Source organism: Streptococcus sp. 263_SSPC (assembly GCF_001071995.1).
Lineage (GTDB): Bacteria > Bacillota > Bacilli > Lactobacillales > Aerococcaceae > Granulicatella.
In genome coordinates this window covers 12,249-27,800 of record NZ_JVNU01000033.1, presented here as the reverse complement: position 1 = coordinate 27,800, position 15,552 = coordinate 12,249, and the positions used below count along the sequence as shown (strand labels likewise).

The following is a 15,552-nucleotide window of genomic DNA, read 5'->3' as shown; positions in this document are numbered from 1 at the left end:
ATTTCCACTATACTTTAAATGTAATGAATGGAGGGATTTTAATGTTAGACCAATCAATCACAATTTTAAAATATGAGTACCATATTGCACCGGGAAGTTATTTCCACGTGGAGACACCTTGGGTAAAAGATGTTAGTGAGATTAAAACGGTCATCATTGATCAAGATAATGTTTTTACGAAGATGTTGAGTATTTACCCTAATAACTTTGTAATGTTTTTAGAGCAATTCCCTGAATATAGTATTTACCGGACAAATGTTCCGCTAGAACTTATTCCAACCGGCGATTCATACCGCGTTTGTTTTGATCAAGCGTGATTACAACTGCAAAAAAGCAGAACTTGGACAATCTTATTTCTCTGCGTCCGAGTTCTGCTTTTTCATTTATTCTTCTATTGGTGCGAGTAAGCGTAGTCCGTTTAAGAGTACTAAAATCGTACTTCCTTCATGTAATACAACTCCCCAGCCGATGTTTGTTAATCCAAAGAAGTTAAGGATTAAGAGCATTACAACGACTGACATCGCAAAAATCATATTTTCTAAAATCACACGATGTAATTTCTTACTAATCTTATGCGCTGAAACAAGTTTTTGTAAGTCGTTTTTCATAATCACGATATCACTTGTTTCAATCGCAATATCTGTCCCATTCCCCATCGCAATACCAATGTCTGCTGTTGCAAGAGCTGGCGCATCATTCACGCCGTCCCCTACCATCGCTGTTAAGCCATAGCGTTCTTTTTGAGACTGAATCTTTTCTAATTTTTCTTCTGGCAATACATTCGCGACAACTTCTTGTACTCCAAGCTTCATACCAATCATTTCAGCAGTTTCTCTTGAATCCCCTGTAATCATTGTTGTATGCACGAGCTCGCTCTTGAAGTAATCGAGCACCGCTTTTGAAGCTTCGTTTGGAAGGTCCATAAATGCCATCAAACCAACAATTCTATTGTCTTTCACAACCGTTACAACTGTCTTACCTTCGCTTGCCCATTCTTGCATGCGAGTATCGACTTCCGTAGAACGGTCAACTGTATCCATCGGTTTAATAATATGAATTTCTTCGTTTCGAACGACACTTCGAACACCTTGTCCGACAAGTACTTCCACTTCGATTTCTTCTTCAAGCACTGTCCAGTCGCTAAATCTTTGAACAACCGCTTGCGCCAGTGGATGTGTCGATTGTTTTTCCATCGCAATCACAGCTGGAATCATTGTTTCGTCTTCAAACCAGTAATCAGTTAACTCTGGAGTTCCTTTTGTTAAAGTACCTGTTTTATCAAATGAAATCACACGTAAATCTTGCAATTGAGAGATGGCTGCTCCACCTTTTGCTAAAATACCCATTTTAGATAAACGAGACATCGCTGCTAAAGTTGCTGGAACGGCACTTGCTGCTAAGGCACATGGAGATACCCCGATAAGGTATACCATTCCACGGTAAAGTGTTGTATTTAAATCCCATCCCATTAAGAAATATCCAAATAATAGGAAGATTGGCCAAATGATTAAAACGATGTTGACATAAATTGGTTCAATCTTTTGAATAAAGGTTGCTTGTTTGTTCATTGAATGTTGTGCATTTTCCACAACCTTCATGATTTTTGCAAAGACTGTATCCGTACTTGCTGCAGTTACTCGCATCTCGATACGGCTTGATAAGTTCACTGTACTCGCGAATACTTCATCTCCCTCTCCTTTTGAACGAGGCATGCTTTCACCTGTAATGGTCGCTTCGTCAATCGATGTTAAGCCTTTTGTGATGACTCCATCGATTGGTACTTGATCCCCATGTAATACTTCTAGAGTATCCCCAACTTTTACATCTGTTACCTCAACGACAACAACTTCCCCATTTTCTTGGATGAGACGCGCTTGCGTTGGATTCATTTGTAATAAGGCTGTTAGAGACTTACGACTCTTCTCTTCAACATATTCTTCAAGGAAGTGAGCCCCCGCAAAAATCAGAATAAGTAAAGCTCCTTCTTCCGCATTTCCAATCAACACTGCTCCAACTGCCGCAAGCGTCATTAGAATATGCACATTCGGTTGGAACTTCCCTTTCTTCTTGCTACGTTCAATCGTATCTTCAATACCTTCCATTGTTACATGGTACCCAGATAAGAATAACGTTAGAATGAATAAAATATTCGCTATCCCGTTCCCCATAAAATGAAGAACCATCCCAATAATGTAAAGCACTAGTCCTGCAATATAAAAGATGACGGCTTTACTGTCATCGTGGTCGTGACCGTGATGATGACCGTGTTCATGATGATGTTCATGCTCATGGTCGTGGTCGTGATTGTGGTCTTCATGATGTAAGTAATGATCTTGACATGTTTCTCCTTCATGAGTTTCTTCTTGATTCAATAGGTGTTCAAATTTATGTTTTAGGTTATGTGTTAGTTCTTTGAAATCCATGATATCTCCCCTCACTATTTCTTGTTAAATTCATATTACATGAACAGACATTCATATGTCAAGTGATATCTTAGAATTATTCTAAACTATTTTACGTAAAAAAATACCAGTTTAGATGTACGCAAATCATTAATCTTGTAATCTAATTTTTTAACATCGCCTTGTACGTCTGCTTCTAATTTCCCTAATATATATAACCCATTCCATTTTTTATCCCTCCAATTTTATGATGATTCCAACAGCGGATATATTTTTTGTGTTTAGACTCCACATGAGTCGTGGGTAGTTTATTGACTTGCCCAGGTCCTTTTTTGTTGCAACAAAAAAGGACACAACCGTTTTGGTTGTATCCTTTAGCATTTTTTATTTTAATTTTTAATAATCAAAATGGAATACATCATTCTCATAAGAGATTCTTTCGTATTCTTCATTTAATTCCAGAATTTCTTTAGGTGTATCTGGTTTGAATTTTTCTTCTGAAGTATAACTTTCTGTATACCACGGTTTTATTAATTTATACAATTGCATCTCTCTCTCAGTCATTGCTCTCATCACCAAACACCTCCTTCTAATAGTCCTCTTACGCTAGTGCATGTGATTATAAAATAGAAAGCGTATATGCTTCCGAAAGAATCTCATTGGTTTTCGTCAATTGAGTAATATGTTTTGTCTTATGCTCTTCTCCGTATCCACTGGTGTCTCTAGCAAAATTATAATGTTTCTTATCAATCATATCAAGCTATTCAATATACGTGAAAAGCTTGCCTATTCGCTCCCCAAATCAATTTTCTCCCCAAAATATCAAACCACAGAAAAAGAAACAAAAAGAAAAAGCCTTGATAAATCAAGGCTTTTTGTGTTTCTATTAACGACGACGTTCTTGGATACGTGCTGCTTTACCACGTAAGTTACGGATGGAGTATAGGACATTCAAGAAAATCCAAGAAACGTGTTTTTGTTGATGTTATAGTGTTTTCGGAGGCTTCACAAGTCGAGTAAAGAACAACTAATGATGACCCAAGCGATTTTTTCGCCCCCATTTTGCCCCCAAAATAAAAAAGCCTACCCCGAAAGGTAGGCTCGTTGTTTATTCTTCGAAGTGAATTGCTCCGCTTTCATCAACACGAACGGATGCTTTTTCGAGCATCTCTCCATTCTCGTTGAAATAGTAGTAAGCATCACCAATCTTGCGAACTTCCTTGGATACCATGTCCCCATTCGACTCGTTGCAATAGTACCATTTGTCGAAATAACGAATCCAACCAGTCTTCATCTCTCCGACATCGTTGAAGAAGTACCACTTGCCCCCAATCTTATGCCATCCGATAGCCATATAGCCGCCCGGTTTCAACCAATACCAGAAGCCTTCATCGTCCTTGAACCAAGTATTCTCAAGAGCATAGCCATCAGAATTGAATCAAACCAGTTCCCATCAATATTCTTCCAAGCATTGAATGGATACGTTCCATCTTGGTTCTTGAAGTACCAACCAACAGAATCTTGAATCCATCCTTCTCGTTGAACAGGTGTGCTCGTATCGGATCCATAAGGGAATCGAATGTATCCAACCATCCCAGCGTATGAGCGAGTGTTGAATCGAGCGGGACCACCAACCTCAAGGAAGTCCCAGTTTCCATCGATATTTTGTTCGATGGTCTTGAGAGTGTAACCATCAGAATCTTCAATGACGATTCCTGTGTGACCGTAAGGACTGCCCGGAACCTCCATCACAAAGATGTCGCCAGCTTTAGCAATGACTCCATCTCCTTCATAAATCACATCAAAACCTTGTGCTTTCGCTGAATTTAGAAGGTCAATAGCGTTGCCCCAAAGCCATTTCCCAAAATAGTGGTATGAGATATAAGCAGGGATGTCCGCACATTGGAATCCATACATTTGGTCGTTATCAACACCACTTCCGATTTTTGCTAAATACACAATAAAATCAAGTACTTCTCTAACTGTTGCCATTTATATATTCCTCCTTAAATTATGGTAATGTTACCGGCCAAGGCTCGCTTGTTAAATACGTAATCAAGCTCACTCGGATGTCTCCGATGTCTCGGTCTGTTGGAACGGGGTCGATAAATTGGAAGCGTAACATGTTACTATCTCCAGCCCCTCCCAAATACCACGTTCCATATGGTATTCCCTTGTCGTTATATATTCCTCCAATGAGGGAAGCCTCAGAGCGAAATCCTTGAGGAACGCCATTTAAACCTAAAATGTAACAATTTCGTTCACGGTCTGACCCTTGAACTTGATAGCCTGCGCCGCCTCTGCGAATAACACCGAACCAACCCCAACTTAAACCGCCAAATTGGTATATAATCGTGTCGTTTTTTCTGCGAATTTTTAAGAATGAACCGCCCAACTTTGAAACGATTGGAAGTGTACGCCAACCCGTGTCACCTGCCAGAACTTCCCATCCTTGATTGTCGTTTCCTCGTCTCTTAATCCATTTAAGAGCACCGTTTGTGACTGCTGTGTCAACGTATGTCGTCCCAATAGGAGCGGTTACCTTTCCATTAGGCATTCCAGTGCCATGGATTTCGTACTGACTAACTTGCCCCGAATTGCCACTTGACGTTGCTGCGGCAGTTGGGAGTGTGATGCTTCCACCACCATCAGAAAGAGTCACAACGTTCCCAGCGATGCTCAATTTTTGTGGAATACCCACGCCATCTCGACCGTTCTCGCCTTTTGGACCCGGTGTGCCTTGAATACCTTGCGGACCTCGTTCGCCTGTATCCCCTTTTTGTCCTTGTTCTCCTCGTTCACCTTTTGGTCCGGGTTGCCCGTCTTGACCTCGCTCTCCTTGGATACCTTGTAAGCCTTGCTGACCGTCCGCCCCTCTTGGTCCCGTCAAACCTTGCGGTCCTATCGGCCCACGCTCCCCAGCTTCACCCTTGTCGCCTTTCGGTCCGGGTGTTAAGGTAATATTTTGTAGTTCCTGCTTGGTTGCGAAGTTGCTCGTGTCGATTTCGGACTTGCTCTCTAAAGCTGATATTCGGCGTTTTAAGGGCTCATCGTCATAGATGGTGTCTTTATCCGTCTTTTGTTCTAAAGCCTCAATTTTGCCCGAAATTTGCGAAATCTCGCCACGCAACGAGCTGTCGTCATACGTTCCACCTTGCTCTTTGATTTTGTTGAACAGTGCATCCAACTCTTGTTTGGTTACGATGTTTTCAACATCAACCACACGCCCCGTCACTCGTTCGATGAGCGGTGTTTCTTGAGCCTTATCAATTTCACTAACACGTACATTGAATAAGAATGAGTAAACATCCGTTGATTTCTCTACTTTTTCAAAATAGATATATCCCACAACAGGCTCATCCGTAGTGATTAGTGAGCTATCGAATGGAACTGTAATATTGTTACCCTCGATTGTAGCCTCAACAGTTTTGTATCTCTTTGTGTACTTGAAATAAAAGAGACAAAGAACCTTTGAAGCTGTCAATTCATCAATAGTGAACTTGAACGTTGCTGTGCCTTTGTCTTTGCTGTAAATTTCATGATATAAGTTCTCAACGACTCGATTGGCTGATGTAATGCTCAAATATTTCTCGATTACTTTTTCCATACGTTCCTCCTTCCCATAAATAAAAAGAGGACCCGCAATGAGCCCTCTGTGGATCCGTATTCTTAGCCTTCAATATTTTTCAATTCATTGAATCCATTAACGACAGATTCAATCAATACTTTTTTGGATTCATCATCCAAATTGATTCCAGCTTTTTCAAGCTCTTTCGTCACATTATCAAAAGCCACTTGGAACTTGTCTTGACTTGCGTTTTGAACATCTCTGAAAATTTGTTCCACAGCATTCACGACCGTGTGAGTGATGGATTTTGCAAGCTCGTAGTTCTTAGCATCCGTTTTGGCTTTCAATTCTGTCGCTTTAGTTTCGATGAATCCCTTCAAGCCTGTGAATGCTAGTCCTACTAACACGACTAAAATGCTCACGATTCCATTGATGATTGTTGCTTGTAATTGTTCCATATTTAAACATCCTCTCTTATTTGTATATTGATTTCTGTTTTTGATTTGATTGGCAATCTCAAGAAGATTTCATGTAAGTCATGGATTTCTCCATTCCCCCCAAGATTCACGTATGCTTTGTAAAGTTTGCCAATCTCTCGAGCTTCATCGACTGTTGTCCATCCACGTTCGATGGCTCTTGACATTGTGTCGTATAGTCTGAATCTCGCTGTGGTTCGAATACCTTCTCGATTGTCGTTTCCAATACTCTCGACTTTTTGAACATCCATTCTCACATCTTGGATTTGTTCCGCCATTCCGTCCAATCGATTCAAAATTTCATTTGTGTGTTTCTTTGATTGGGTTGAAATTCTAGTCGTAATCAAGCTCACAACACCACCTATCACAGCGATTACGACCGCATCGGAGAAGAATGGATTCATCGTTCCGTGACCTCGATTGCTATTGCCAGAGTGTTGATTTCTTGTTGTTTGGTGTTGAGGTCTCGACTCTTAAATTCGATTTTGTCTTGAAGATTTTGAGCTTGCTGCTCAAACTTCGACTTATCAATCGAGAATGTATAGATTTCTTCTTTTTCGACTTCAACCTCTCTCTCAAGTTGAGTCTTGCGAGTTTTTGCTTGTTCTAAATTCATATTTTTGCCCCCTAATTTGTTATTGTGATTCCATCAAGGCATAACCAATCGCTGTTTACATCCTTAACGACTACTATTCTTCCATCTTCATAAACAGTTAATGTGCACAAATTATAGTCTTTCGTCATCCCTCTGATGAACGTTGTTTTTTCAAGTTTTGTCGGCAAGTTAATCTTGAGCACTTCTTTCCATTGTGTCGCATTTCCACCTTTACAACTACCCCTCAACTCAATCGAACCATCTCCATTTAGTTTGTATTGAACAGGATTATAATCGTTGCTATAATTCCTCCACCCGTTCAGATATGTTGCGTTTGACCATTGTCCTGAAATTGGAACATCGCTAGGCGTAAATCGAACCCACGGCTGCCATCCATAATTTGTTTTTCTCCTCATGTAAATTACATTCGCATCATACGGTGTATAAGTTTGCATCACGTAATTCTCATCACTTGGATGTGTATTGACTTGGATGTAGCCATATAATTGAGAACCAGTCAAATTTGAAGGAAGGTCGCTCATCCCATATGAATAGAAGAGTCCAGTTTTCATCAAGTCATTTGCGGATCCTGTCATCTTTATGGATTTACCATCGATTTGAGTCAATCTTCCTACTTGAACAAGCTCATTGTGAGAATATATATCTCCTTTTGCATCAATTGAGCCTTTCTCCCACACCTTTCCAAAACTAGTCCCCTTCGGAGTTCTACATTGAACTACCTCTTCGGGACCTACGATTGGAGCAGTGAACGTGAAGCTCGCATAAGCATCCGAGATTGTTCCTTCGACAATCCAAGCCTTATCGGCAGCAAATGTCCCAAACAAGTCCGAATTCGAATTTGTGAGCGAGTTGATGACTGTGGAATCAATGCCTCCACCCTTGTTGTCGGTGAAATACCCGTCATTTGCAGGTTTTACCTTAAATTTCAAACGCATTGGATTCTTTTGGACTCCATCGACCATGAGAGGTGCGATGCGAGCAGTTCTTCGAACGACAATCGTTTGTTGGTCTCCACCGCCTCGAACCGCTTCAAACGAAAGTATTGGAGCGAAGTATTGAAGCACCTTGATTGTTACGGTCACAACATTGGACTTGAGCCCACGACTATCGATGACATACGCTTCGACATTGTAGTCACCAAAATTTTTGAAGAATTGGAATGTGCCACCATTTGATGTGATTGCCATCTTCTGTCCAACTACCTCAGCATGGAATGTCTTGATTGTGGATCCGTAAGTGCCCTCCATCCCTTTGAACGTTCCTACCATCTCAGAGAACGTTTGGACGAATGTATTCTTGCCCACAATGTCTTTGGTTGCTTTTGCTTTGTCAACAAGCTCAATGGTCTCGAGTCTTGGTTGTGTTCCACTAGGTAGACCGATATACCATCCAACGCTATATTCATCAATCCCGATTTGCTTATCACCATCAAAAGTTCGGACACAAATATCAAACGTACTCGATGCTACGTTCACATTTTTTCGGGCATTCTCGGGTGATGGAGTGAACTTGACTGTCGTTCCAAGCCCTGTCCCTAAATCGTACCAATCAGAGCCCCAAACCTTATACCAGACTTGATGCGTGAATGATTCGACCTTTCTATCGAGCGTGACTGTGAGCTCTTGCCCGAGTTCTCTCGTTCCAGATACGGATGCGACCTTAGACATCCTTGGAATTTTAGCGAATGTTTGCGTTACGCTCGTGTTGATTGAACCTAAATACCAATTATTGTATGTGATTCCATCCGTTGAACCAGTCCAAACGCTCAATGTTCGTGTGGCACTTCCATCCTCGTCATGTGGAACAGTAAATTCAACCGTCCCAAGATTCTTCTTAGAACCATCAAGGAACAACTCTCCAAAACTCAAATAACGTGTTTGCCCTGCCATTTGCAAACCAACGTATGCTCCGTAAGTGTTACTGAATTCAATCGGCCAGTTTTGCTCAAAGCCAATTGAAACAGTAACTTTTGCAATGGATAAGTTCGCAACTCTATCTTGTGAAGCCGTTGTTACGTTAAACTCGAGGAAGGAATGCCAATTCCCACTAAAGTATTGTATAGTCATTCATATTTCCTCCTTTCCTACGGTCCTACGTAACGGATAACGTTATATTTTGGATTCACATTGTATTGAGATTCCACATAGTATCCAATTTGAATCGATTTAGTGAATACACCATTGTCAATATGGATAACCCCTTGGGATATGCTCATGACTTCTCGACCACCACTCATCATCGAGATTCTATTGTCGGACACAAGAATCGAGCTATCTCCTTGAGGATTCCCAATTGAGAGCCCTTCATTCCCAAATTTCATATTGCGGTCAATAGCGTTCCAAATAGCGGTCATAGAGCCTAAGTCGTTTTGAATCCCCACCATACGTTGAGAGAGTGACACGAGGTCATCTTGTGCTTGTTTTCTGTCTGATTCGTTCGATTTTACGAACGCTTCATACTTAGCCTTCCACTCCAAGACCGTCTCAAGAGTCGCTTTCGCTTTCATCTCTTGCATCATCACCAATTGTTGGTCTTGTAGATGTTTGAGTTGGTCTTCTGTGATGAGCTTGTCAGCTTTCATCTCGAGCTTTGCTTCGACTTCTTTGATTGGCTTCTTGAAGTCCTCGACACTTGATACATCGAAGTAGATTTTGCCATCTCGAACTTCCATGATTGGCTTGCTGCCATTCGTGATGGAGATTCGATTCAAATCGAGTGAGCCTGCTGTGATTTGTCGTGCGTTGATTTCTAATGATTGAATCAAGCCAGCACTAATCTTCTTAGCAATGACTTCATCAGTCGTTATCGTCTCGATAATCTTGTTCAGGTCAGCGGTGTCCACCTTACGGATCCATTGACCGTCCACACGTTCATACATGATGGCATATCCACCACTAGGCTTCATCCACTTGTCGCCATCTTTAGGGTTTATAGGTTCAGCCTCGTCCAAATACAAACGACCAATCTTGGTCGTAAGGCTCTCAATATAATCAAGCTTTTCTTGGACGGGTCCACGATACTTGTATTGTGATTGAGATTGCCCCGATTCTTTCGCATTCGTCTTCGAACTCAATCCACCATCGAATGTGATGTGATGCGAGAACACAGGGATGTCGAATCGTGTATTCTCCGAACCCCAATAGACTGAGACCCAGTCCCCGGGTTCGGTATCGATATCGCCTCGCCATGATAATTCGTATGGATAGAAGCTCAAATCTCGATACTTGTTATATAAACGGTCGAGCAATTGTTGAGTCATCCATGGATTCTTGAGAACCATCTTGTTCCCCGAGCGGTTTCCCGATACAATCTTGGTCTTATCGACAGTACATTCAATGGATCCGAGTTTGTACTTGATTTCATCTCGTACCAATCCAGTAGCTCCATATTGACTTCTCGTGATTTGTTTCGTGGTAGTCTTCAAATCGATGAAGTCGAGCTTGCCATCACGATTGAATCGTGCGAACATTCCATCCAATTGAGCAAGATACATGATGGCATCTCTGAATGTTGTTTTCTCCAATTTGGTCTTGATGGACACATCTGGGAGATTGATTGCATCACTCACAGGGATTCCAGTCATCGTCACGATTTCTTGGAATACTTCTCGGGACCCTGTTGGATACGAGAGTTTACTTTCATACATTCCAAGCAATCTCACGAATTCATCTTGAAGTTTTAATTTTGTAATTTTTGAATTACGGTCGAGCTTGATTTCAGTCACAAAAAAACGACCAAGGGGCAACATTGCCGCTTGACCGTCAATTGTTTGAACACCGAGGCTCGCTGTTGATGGCATCATCTCCTCAATTCCCTCGACTATCTGATTCAGTTCGACAGATAGGGAATTGATGAATGTGCCACCGGGAACGAACGATGAGCCTCCAGAGATGGAAGCATCATGTTCGATTTTCTTTAGATGTGACTTATCATAAGTCTGATTGTTGAGCGTGAATGAGGCTTGAATCACTCGAACATCAGACACAATCGCATCTCTATACTCTTGAGTTGTTTCTAGCATTTCATCACTCCTATTGCTCAATGAACGATGTCGATACATCGTTGTAGTAAGTTATGCCATCGCTAAATGTCCCAAGACAACTTCCCGAGATTGTGCTTCGATACGCTCTAATCGATTGACCTAGCACGACCGCATTGAAGAATCCGCTTGGGATATTTCGAATGGCGTTATATTCATCTTGAGTTAAGATTCCCCAAGAGATTTGAATTGTTTTCTTGTTTGCGATGACATCTCCGCTCATTTGACCGTTCGCACTTCGACCAGTCCCAGAGCTCCAAATGATTTCATCGCTGTTTGATATAGACACAGGAGATGCAAGAGCAACTCCATTCACTATGATTTCTGCCATCTTGCACCTCCTAGAAATCTAATAAAGGTTGATTTGTTCTTCTTTGGATTTCGTTTCCAATTTCAAAGATTTTTCTCGTAACCGATTCACCATCGATATTCAAATCCAATCCAGCAACAAGTGTGACTAATTGTCTTAATAACATAATTACTTCCGCACTATTGCTCGAATCTTTCGATAATCGAGCAGCCTCACGAGCCATCGCAAGCATCTTGTTCTCTGGTGCCACGATTTCACCGTAGTGCTTATTATCCCCAATCATTGCGAGTTGTGGAGTGTTCGCCTTAACGAATCCTCCTTGAGCCAGCATTGGGATTTGAGGAGTGCTGATTCTACCAATCCACGAGAATGGGCTCACACCCATCACGCTGATTCCACGGATTCCATCAAGGATTCCATTGATTCCGTTGAATGGGATTGTAATCACTCGGTTAATACCTCCGATGATTCCATTCACGACCGTCTTGAACGTTCCGAGAATCCCTTCAGTAATTCCCATGAAGATTCGTCCACCAGTCGAGAATACATCTCGAACGCCTGCCCAAGCTTTTGAGAAAATGTTGCTAAACCAATTTGGAATGGTCGAGAAGATGCTTGTGATTGTGTTCCAAGCCCCTTGGAAGATTCCTCGGAAGAACTCAACCACACCAGAGAACACCGCCTTGATGCCTCCCCAAATGCCGCTAAACCATGAACCTGCCACGCTGAACACGTTCACGATTCCATTCCATGCGTTCTTGAACATTGTTCCAAACCAGGTCGCTACATTCGAAAGGGCGTTCACTACATCGTTCCAACGGTCTTTGAACCATTGTCCGATAGATTTGAACACATTCACGATGCTGTTCCATGCATTTGTGAACATCGTTGAAAACCATGTCGCTACATTCGAGAATGCTGTCACGATGTCATTCCAACGATCCGCAAACCATTGACCGATTCCACTGAATATCGCCACAATACCATCCCAAGCAGCTTGGAAGCCTTCTGGGATTGCTGTCATTGCCTTATCAGCAAATTCAGCGATTGCGGTCACACCATTTCCAAGAATATCAAAAATCCAACTTAAGAAATCGAATAAGCCTTTCAATGCGAGTGAGATTCCAGCGATAGCAGCAAGCAAGAGTCCACCTAACAATCCAGCAATAACTCCAAGAATCGGACCTAATGCACTAGCAAGTAAGTTGTATAGTGGTTCAAGTGCTGTCCAAATCCTGCTTATAGCTTCCACAATGATCGAGATGGCATTGCCTAGTGAATCAATCATAGGTTTCACGTATTGGTCGTACACTTCACCAAATGCTTTTCCAACTTTCTCGAGTATTGGATTCACATGATTATTGAATCCATCAATAATCGTTCCAACCAATCCCGATATCATATCACCCCATTGAAGAATCAACGGACCAATACTATTATCGTATACACGTTTAAACATCGAACCAACATCTTCGACACCTCTTTCGAGTGTTTTGAAGATTGGAGCAATATTCTTCAACATTGTATTGAATGCTTCTGTAAGTTTCGGAGCATTCTTCGTGATAATCGTCTCGAAAGCCTTCATCAAGTCACGACCAAGTTTCGCTCCGATTTCTTTGATATCAACATATAGACTAATGAACGCCCCTGCGATGGCTTCACCTATCTTCACAGCCCCTTCGCTCGTCAATACCTTGTAAATGGTATCACCGATAGCTTGAGCGATGTTTCCAGCTGCTTTCACCATGTCACCTGTTGCATCTATTGTATTGACAAGAGCTTTTTTGATTTGTTCTTTGTGATTGTCTAATGCGTTTGCGATGGATTCAGTAAGGAATACACCGATTCCCACCCCAACAGAAGCAATCGCACCAGTAAATTGACCCAAAGCATAAGCCCACTTGTCCAACATATCATTGAACGATTGGACGACTTGTGGATCCGTGAAGATTTCTTGGAGGGTAGCTCCGATACGTTCAAGAGCCACTTTCATGCGTTCCAAACCTTCAGAGTGGAATGCGGCATCGAATCCAGCTTTGAATTTGGCTAAGAGCTCACCAATTCGCCCAAAGAGGTCTTCGAAGAATTTCTTCAATTGGTTGTCCCCTTCGGCAATCTTGCCCATGTCAACTTGAGCACCTTTTGGTTGGCCGCCTCCGCCACCTCCGCCGCCTTTTCCTTTGCCTTTACCTCCACCACCGCCGCCTCCGCCTCCGCCAGAGTCGTCATTCGGTTCGGATAGTTTGTTGATTTTATCAAAGCCCATCAAGGACTTCATCTCTTTCGCTGCCTTCTTAGCAGCACCGCCAGCCTTGTCAGCAGCTCCACCAGCATCATCCACAGCATCAGCCATGTCGCCAGCTCCACCACCAGCCCCTTGCATATTGTCAGCAAGGTTCCCGACAGCATCGGCGGTCTCTTGTATTCCCCCTCCAGCTTGTGACTTCTTACCTGTCAAGAGCTCAGTAAGAGCCCTAAATGCGTTCCCGACAGTTAAGAGCTTACTTAGTAGGAAGTTAAGAACTTGAATCACAGGCGTGAACAGATTGATGAGTCCTTGTCCAACGGATGCCATGAACGATTGGAATTGCAACTTCATGATCCGCACTTGGTTCGCCCATGAATCGCTCGTCCTTGCGAAGTCACCACTTGCAAGAGCTAGTTGACTTTGAACAAATGCGAATCTAAGAGCCACTTTCTCAGCTTCCGACATCTCAGCGGTCGTCTTGCCAAATCCATTCGCCATTGCGTATGCATCGAGGGCTGTTTGTGTCATTACGACCCCTAAATCCTTCAATGTTTCGGTCTCACCTGTGAATACAGATTTCAATTTCGTGTACGCCTCGTCTTGGCTTATGTTGTAGAACGATGCTACATCCCCCGCCAAGCTCGTCAACGCTGTGGACATCTCATAGGCTTGTTGTTCGCTGAATCCAAAAGCCTTGGACATTGCCCCGAATGTCCCTGTGTAGCGTTTAGCCATCGTCTCAGACAATCCCGATGCGTACATTGCCGATTTTGCGAAATCATCGACTTGTTTCGACATCTTCGGGAATGCCACATCAACCACGTTTTGAACTTCATTCAAATCGGACCCGAGCTTGATTGCCTCAGAACCAAAATCAATGAGTTTCTTGACCGCAAACGCACCAGCTAAGACTTTCGCAAAGCCCATGACTTTTTGTTGGATTCCATTCAATTGATTCGTGAATCCTTGTTGATTCACCACCAATCCCAATTCAACATCGCCGATTTTAGTTGCCATTTGTCCACCTCCTTCTTACTACCATTCAGAAAATGCTTGTTGAAGTTCCTTGAGAACCGCATCAAGCTCTTCTTGTGTTCGTTGTTTTGCTCGTTTATTTCGCCACTCATCTCGGATTCGATGCTGTCCCGGTGAGAACGATTCGAGCATTTTTGGGTCGTCCTCGCTTCGAATTTGGATAATTCGTCCGAGAGGAGTCTCCGATGAGAGTCCAGAGACTAGAGCTCTGAATTCTTTCCATTTCATTTCTTTAAAATCATGCGAATAGAACGAGATGCCATATTGCGTTCTAAAAGATGAGACCATCAAGTCCCAGTCCTCAAAAATGTCGTAATATGGCTCACCTATTCCCCCGCTTCTTGGTCTCCTACAATCAAATTGATTGCCTCACGAATGAGAGCCATCCAGCTTTTTAGGTTTAAACTTAATTTTTCAATCTTCACACGGTCTTGTTCGTTGAAGATGATTTCGTATAGATTCTTCATTTGGGCAACAGTCGGATCCCCATCAACGCCACTCATCACTTCCATGAGCTTGAGTGCTGTTGGAGCTGAATCATCTACTTCGATGGTTACGTTCTTGATTTTGATTTTTGGTTTTGATTCAAAATTTAATTGTTCTGTTATGTCGATAATCTTACCCATTATTCAAATACCTCGCTTTTCATTGTTGTGAATACTTCTGTCGTTTCTGTTTCTTCTACTTCACCGATAAGTGGAACACCAATTCGATTGTGTTCGGTCGTCAATTCGTGGATGCGTTCATCTGTCATTCCTGTTGTATCGAATTCATCACCGACTTTGTATTCCTTGCGAGTTTCCGCATCGATGAAGTTGATTAGTGCTTTATGCATTAGTTTTCCTCCTTGCCAAATAA

At 42.3% G+C, this 15,552-nt stretch carries 16 protein-coding genes; 1 reads left to right on the top strand and 15 read right to left on the bottom strand.

What is annotated here, in order from left to right; all coding sequences use genetic code 11:
- Nucleotides 1-41: 41 nt before the first annotated feature.
- Nucleotides 42-317: a hypothetical protein gene (locus tag ADH02_RS05420; RefSeq protein WP_048710985.1), complete on the top strand. Its 276-nt coding sequence runs from the start codon at nucleotides 42-44 to the stop codon at nucleotides 315-317.
- 66 nt (nucleotides 318-383) lie between these two features.
- Here the strand turns inward: ADH02_RS05420 and ADH02_RS05415 are convergent, their stop codons facing one another.
- The 15 genes from ADH02_RS05415 to ADH02_RS05350 form a co-directional block, all read right to left on the bottom strand.
- Complete coding sequence (locus ADH02_RS05415; protein WP_082161716.1) at nucleotides 384-2,423, bottom strand: heavy metal translocating P-type ATPase; 2,040 nt, start codon at nucleotides 2,421-2,423, stop codon at nucleotides 384-386.
- 375 nt (nucleotides 2,424-2,798) lie between these two features.
- Complete coding sequence (locus tag ADH02_RS09540) at nucleotides 2,799-2,975, bottom strand: hypothetical protein (protein WP_160312865.1); 177 nt, start codon at nucleotides 2,973-2,975, stop codon at nucleotides 2,799-2,801.
- 535 nt (nucleotides 2,976-3,510) lie between these two features.
- Nucleotides 3,511-3,756 carry a hypothetical protein gene (locus ADH02_RS05410; RefSeq protein ID WP_048783208.1) on the bottom strand — a complete coding sequence of 82 codons (246 nt, stop codon included), beginning with the start codon at nucleotides 3,754-3,756 and terminating at the stop codon, nucleotides 3,511-3,513.
- 14 nt (nucleotides 3,757-3,770) lie between these two features.
- Nucleotides 3,771-4,394, bottom strand: a complete 624-nt coding sequence (locus ADH02_RS05405) for a CHAP domain-containing protein (RefSeq protein WP_053091402.1) — start codon at nucleotides 4,392-4,394, stop codon at nucleotides 3,771-3,773.
- Nucleotides 4,395-4,413: 19 nt separating this feature from the next.
- Nucleotides 4,414-6,009: a collagen-like protein gene (locus ADH02_RS05400; protein ID WP_082161714.1), complete on the bottom strand. Its 1,596-nt coding sequence runs from the start codon at nucleotides 6,007-6,009 to the stop codon at nucleotides 4,414-4,416.
- 62 nt (nucleotides 6,010-6,071) lie between these two features.
- Nucleotides 6,072-6,428, bottom strand: a complete 357-nt coding sequence (locus ADH02_RS05395) for a phage holin, LLH family (protein WP_048783206.1) — start codon at nucleotides 6,426-6,428, stop codon at nucleotides 6,072-6,074.
- Nucleotides 6,429-6,430: 2 nt separating this feature from the next.
- The gene (locus ADH02_RS09370) at nucleotides 6,431-6,850 is read right to left on the bottom strand and encodes a hypothetical protein (protein ID WP_048783204.1); all 420 of its coding nucleotides are present in this window, start codon (nucleotides 6,848-6,850) and stop codon (nucleotides 6,431-6,433) included.
- Entirely contained in the window at nucleotides 6,847-7,062 is a 216-nt protein-coding gene (locus ADH02_RS05385) for a hypothetical protein (protein WP_048783202.1), read from the bottom strand. The genes ADH02_RS09370 and ADH02_RS05385 overlap by 4 nt, the downstream gene beginning before the upstream one ends.
- An 11-nt stretch (nucleotides 7,063-7,073) precedes the next feature.
- On the bottom strand, nucleotides 7,074-9,128 hold the full coding sequence (locus ADH02_RS05380; RefSeq protein WP_048783200.1) for a DUF859 family phage minor structural protein: 2,055 nt from the start codon (nucleotides 9,126-9,128) through the stop codon (nucleotides 7,074-7,076).
- Between the two features lie 17 nt (nucleotides 9,129-9,145).
- Nucleotides 9,146-11,083 (bottom strand): hypothetical protein, encoded by a 1,938-nt coding sequence (locus ADH02_RS05375; RefSeq protein WP_048783199.1) that lies wholly within the window; start codon nucleotides 11,081-11,083, stop codon nucleotides 9,146-9,148.
- A gap of 10 nt (nucleotides 11,084-11,093) precedes the next feature.
- On the bottom strand, nucleotides 11,094-11,432 hold the full coding sequence (locus ADH02_RS05370) for a hypothetical protein (RefSeq protein WP_048783197.1): 339 nt from the start codon (nucleotides 11,430-11,432) through the stop codon (nucleotides 11,094-11,096).
- Nucleotides 11,433-11,442: 10 nt separating this feature from the next.
- Entirely contained in the window at nucleotides 11,443-14,676 is a 3,234-nt protein-coding gene (locus ADH02_RS05365) for a hypothetical protein (protein ID WP_048783194.1), read from the bottom strand.
- 18 nt (nucleotides 14,677-14,694) lie between these two features.
- Nucleotides 14,695-15,024, bottom strand: coding sequence for a Gp15 family bacteriophage protein (locus ADH02_RS05360; protein ID WP_342585582.1), 330 nt, complete (start codon nucleotides 15,022-15,024; stop codon nucleotides 14,695-14,697).
- On the bottom strand, nucleotides 15,021-15,320 hold the full coding sequence (locus ADH02_RS05355) for a hypothetical protein (protein WP_048783193.1): 300 nt from the start codon (nucleotides 15,318-15,320) through the stop codon (nucleotides 15,021-15,023). The genes ADH02_RS05360 and ADH02_RS05355 overlap by 4 nt, the downstream gene beginning before the upstream one ends.
- Nucleotides 15,320-15,529: a hypothetical protein gene (locus ADH02_RS05350; protein ID WP_048783191.1), complete on the bottom strand. Its 210-nt coding sequence runs from the start codon at nucleotides 15,527-15,529 to the stop codon at nucleotides 15,320-15,322. The genes ADH02_RS05355 and ADH02_RS05350 overlap by 1 nt, the downstream gene beginning before the upstream one ends.
- Nucleotides 15,530-15,552 lie beyond the last annotated feature (23 nt).

Bases quoted from the DNA above. Each gene is read 5' to 3' on its own strand.
- ADH02_RS05420 (WP_048710985.1), top strand. From the start codon at position 42: ATGTTAGACCAATCAATCACAATTTTAAAATATGAGTACCATATTGCA.
- ADH02_RS05415 (WP_082161716.1), bottom strand. From the start codon at position 2,423: ATGGATTTCAAAGAACTAACACATAACCTAAAACATAAATTTGAACAC.
- ADH02_RS09540 (WP_160312865.1), bottom strand. From the start codon at position 2,975: ATGAGAGCAATGACTGAGAGAGAGATGCAATTGTATAAATTAATAAAA.
- ADH02_RS05410 (WP_048783208.1), bottom strand. From the start codon at position 3,756: ATGGCTATCGGATGGCATAAGATTGGGGGCAAGTGGTACTTCTTCAAC.
- ADH02_RS05405 (WP_053091402.1), bottom strand. From the start codon at position 4,394: ATGGCAACAGTTAGAGAAGTACTTGATTTTATTGTGTATTTAGCAAAA.
- ADH02_RS05400 (WP_082161714.1), bottom strand. From the start codon at position 6,009: ATGGAAAAAGTAATCGAGAAATATTTGAGCATTACATCAGCCAATCGA.
- ADH02_RS05395 (WP_048783206.1), bottom strand. From the start codon at position 6,428: ATGGAACAATTACAAGCAACAATCATCAATGGAATCGTGAGCATTTTA.
- ADH02_RS09370 (WP_048783204.1), bottom strand. From the start codon at position 6,850: ATGAATCCATTCTTCTCCGATGCGGTCGTAATCGCTGTGATAGGTGGT.
- ADH02_RS05385 (WP_048783202.1), bottom strand. From the start codon at position 7,062: ATGAATTTAGAACAAGCAAAAACTCGCAAGACTCAACTTGAGAGAGAG.
- ADH02_RS05380 (WP_048783200.1), bottom strand. From the start codon at position 9,128: ATGACTATACAATACTTTAGTGGGAATTGGCATTCCTTCCTCGAGTTT.
- ADH02_RS05375 (WP_048783199.1), bottom strand. From the start codon at position 11,083: ATGCTAGAAACAACTCAAGAGTATAGAGATGCGATTGTGTCTGATGTT.
- ADH02_RS05370 (WP_048783197.1), bottom strand. From the start codon at position 11,432: ATGGCAGAAATCATAGTGAATGGAGTTGCTCTTGCATCTCCTGTGTCT.
- ADH02_RS05365 (WP_048783194.1), bottom strand. From the start codon at position 14,676: ATGGCAACTAAAATCGGCGATGTTGAATTGGGATTGGTGGTGAATCAA.
- ADH02_RS05355 (WP_048783193.1), bottom strand. From the start codon at position 15,320: ATGGGTAAGATTATCGACATAACAGAACAATTAAATTTTGAATCAAAA.
- ADH02_RS05350 (WP_048783191.1), bottom strand. From the start codon at position 15,529: ATGCATAAAGCACTAATCAACTTCATCGATGCGGAAACTCGCAAGGAA.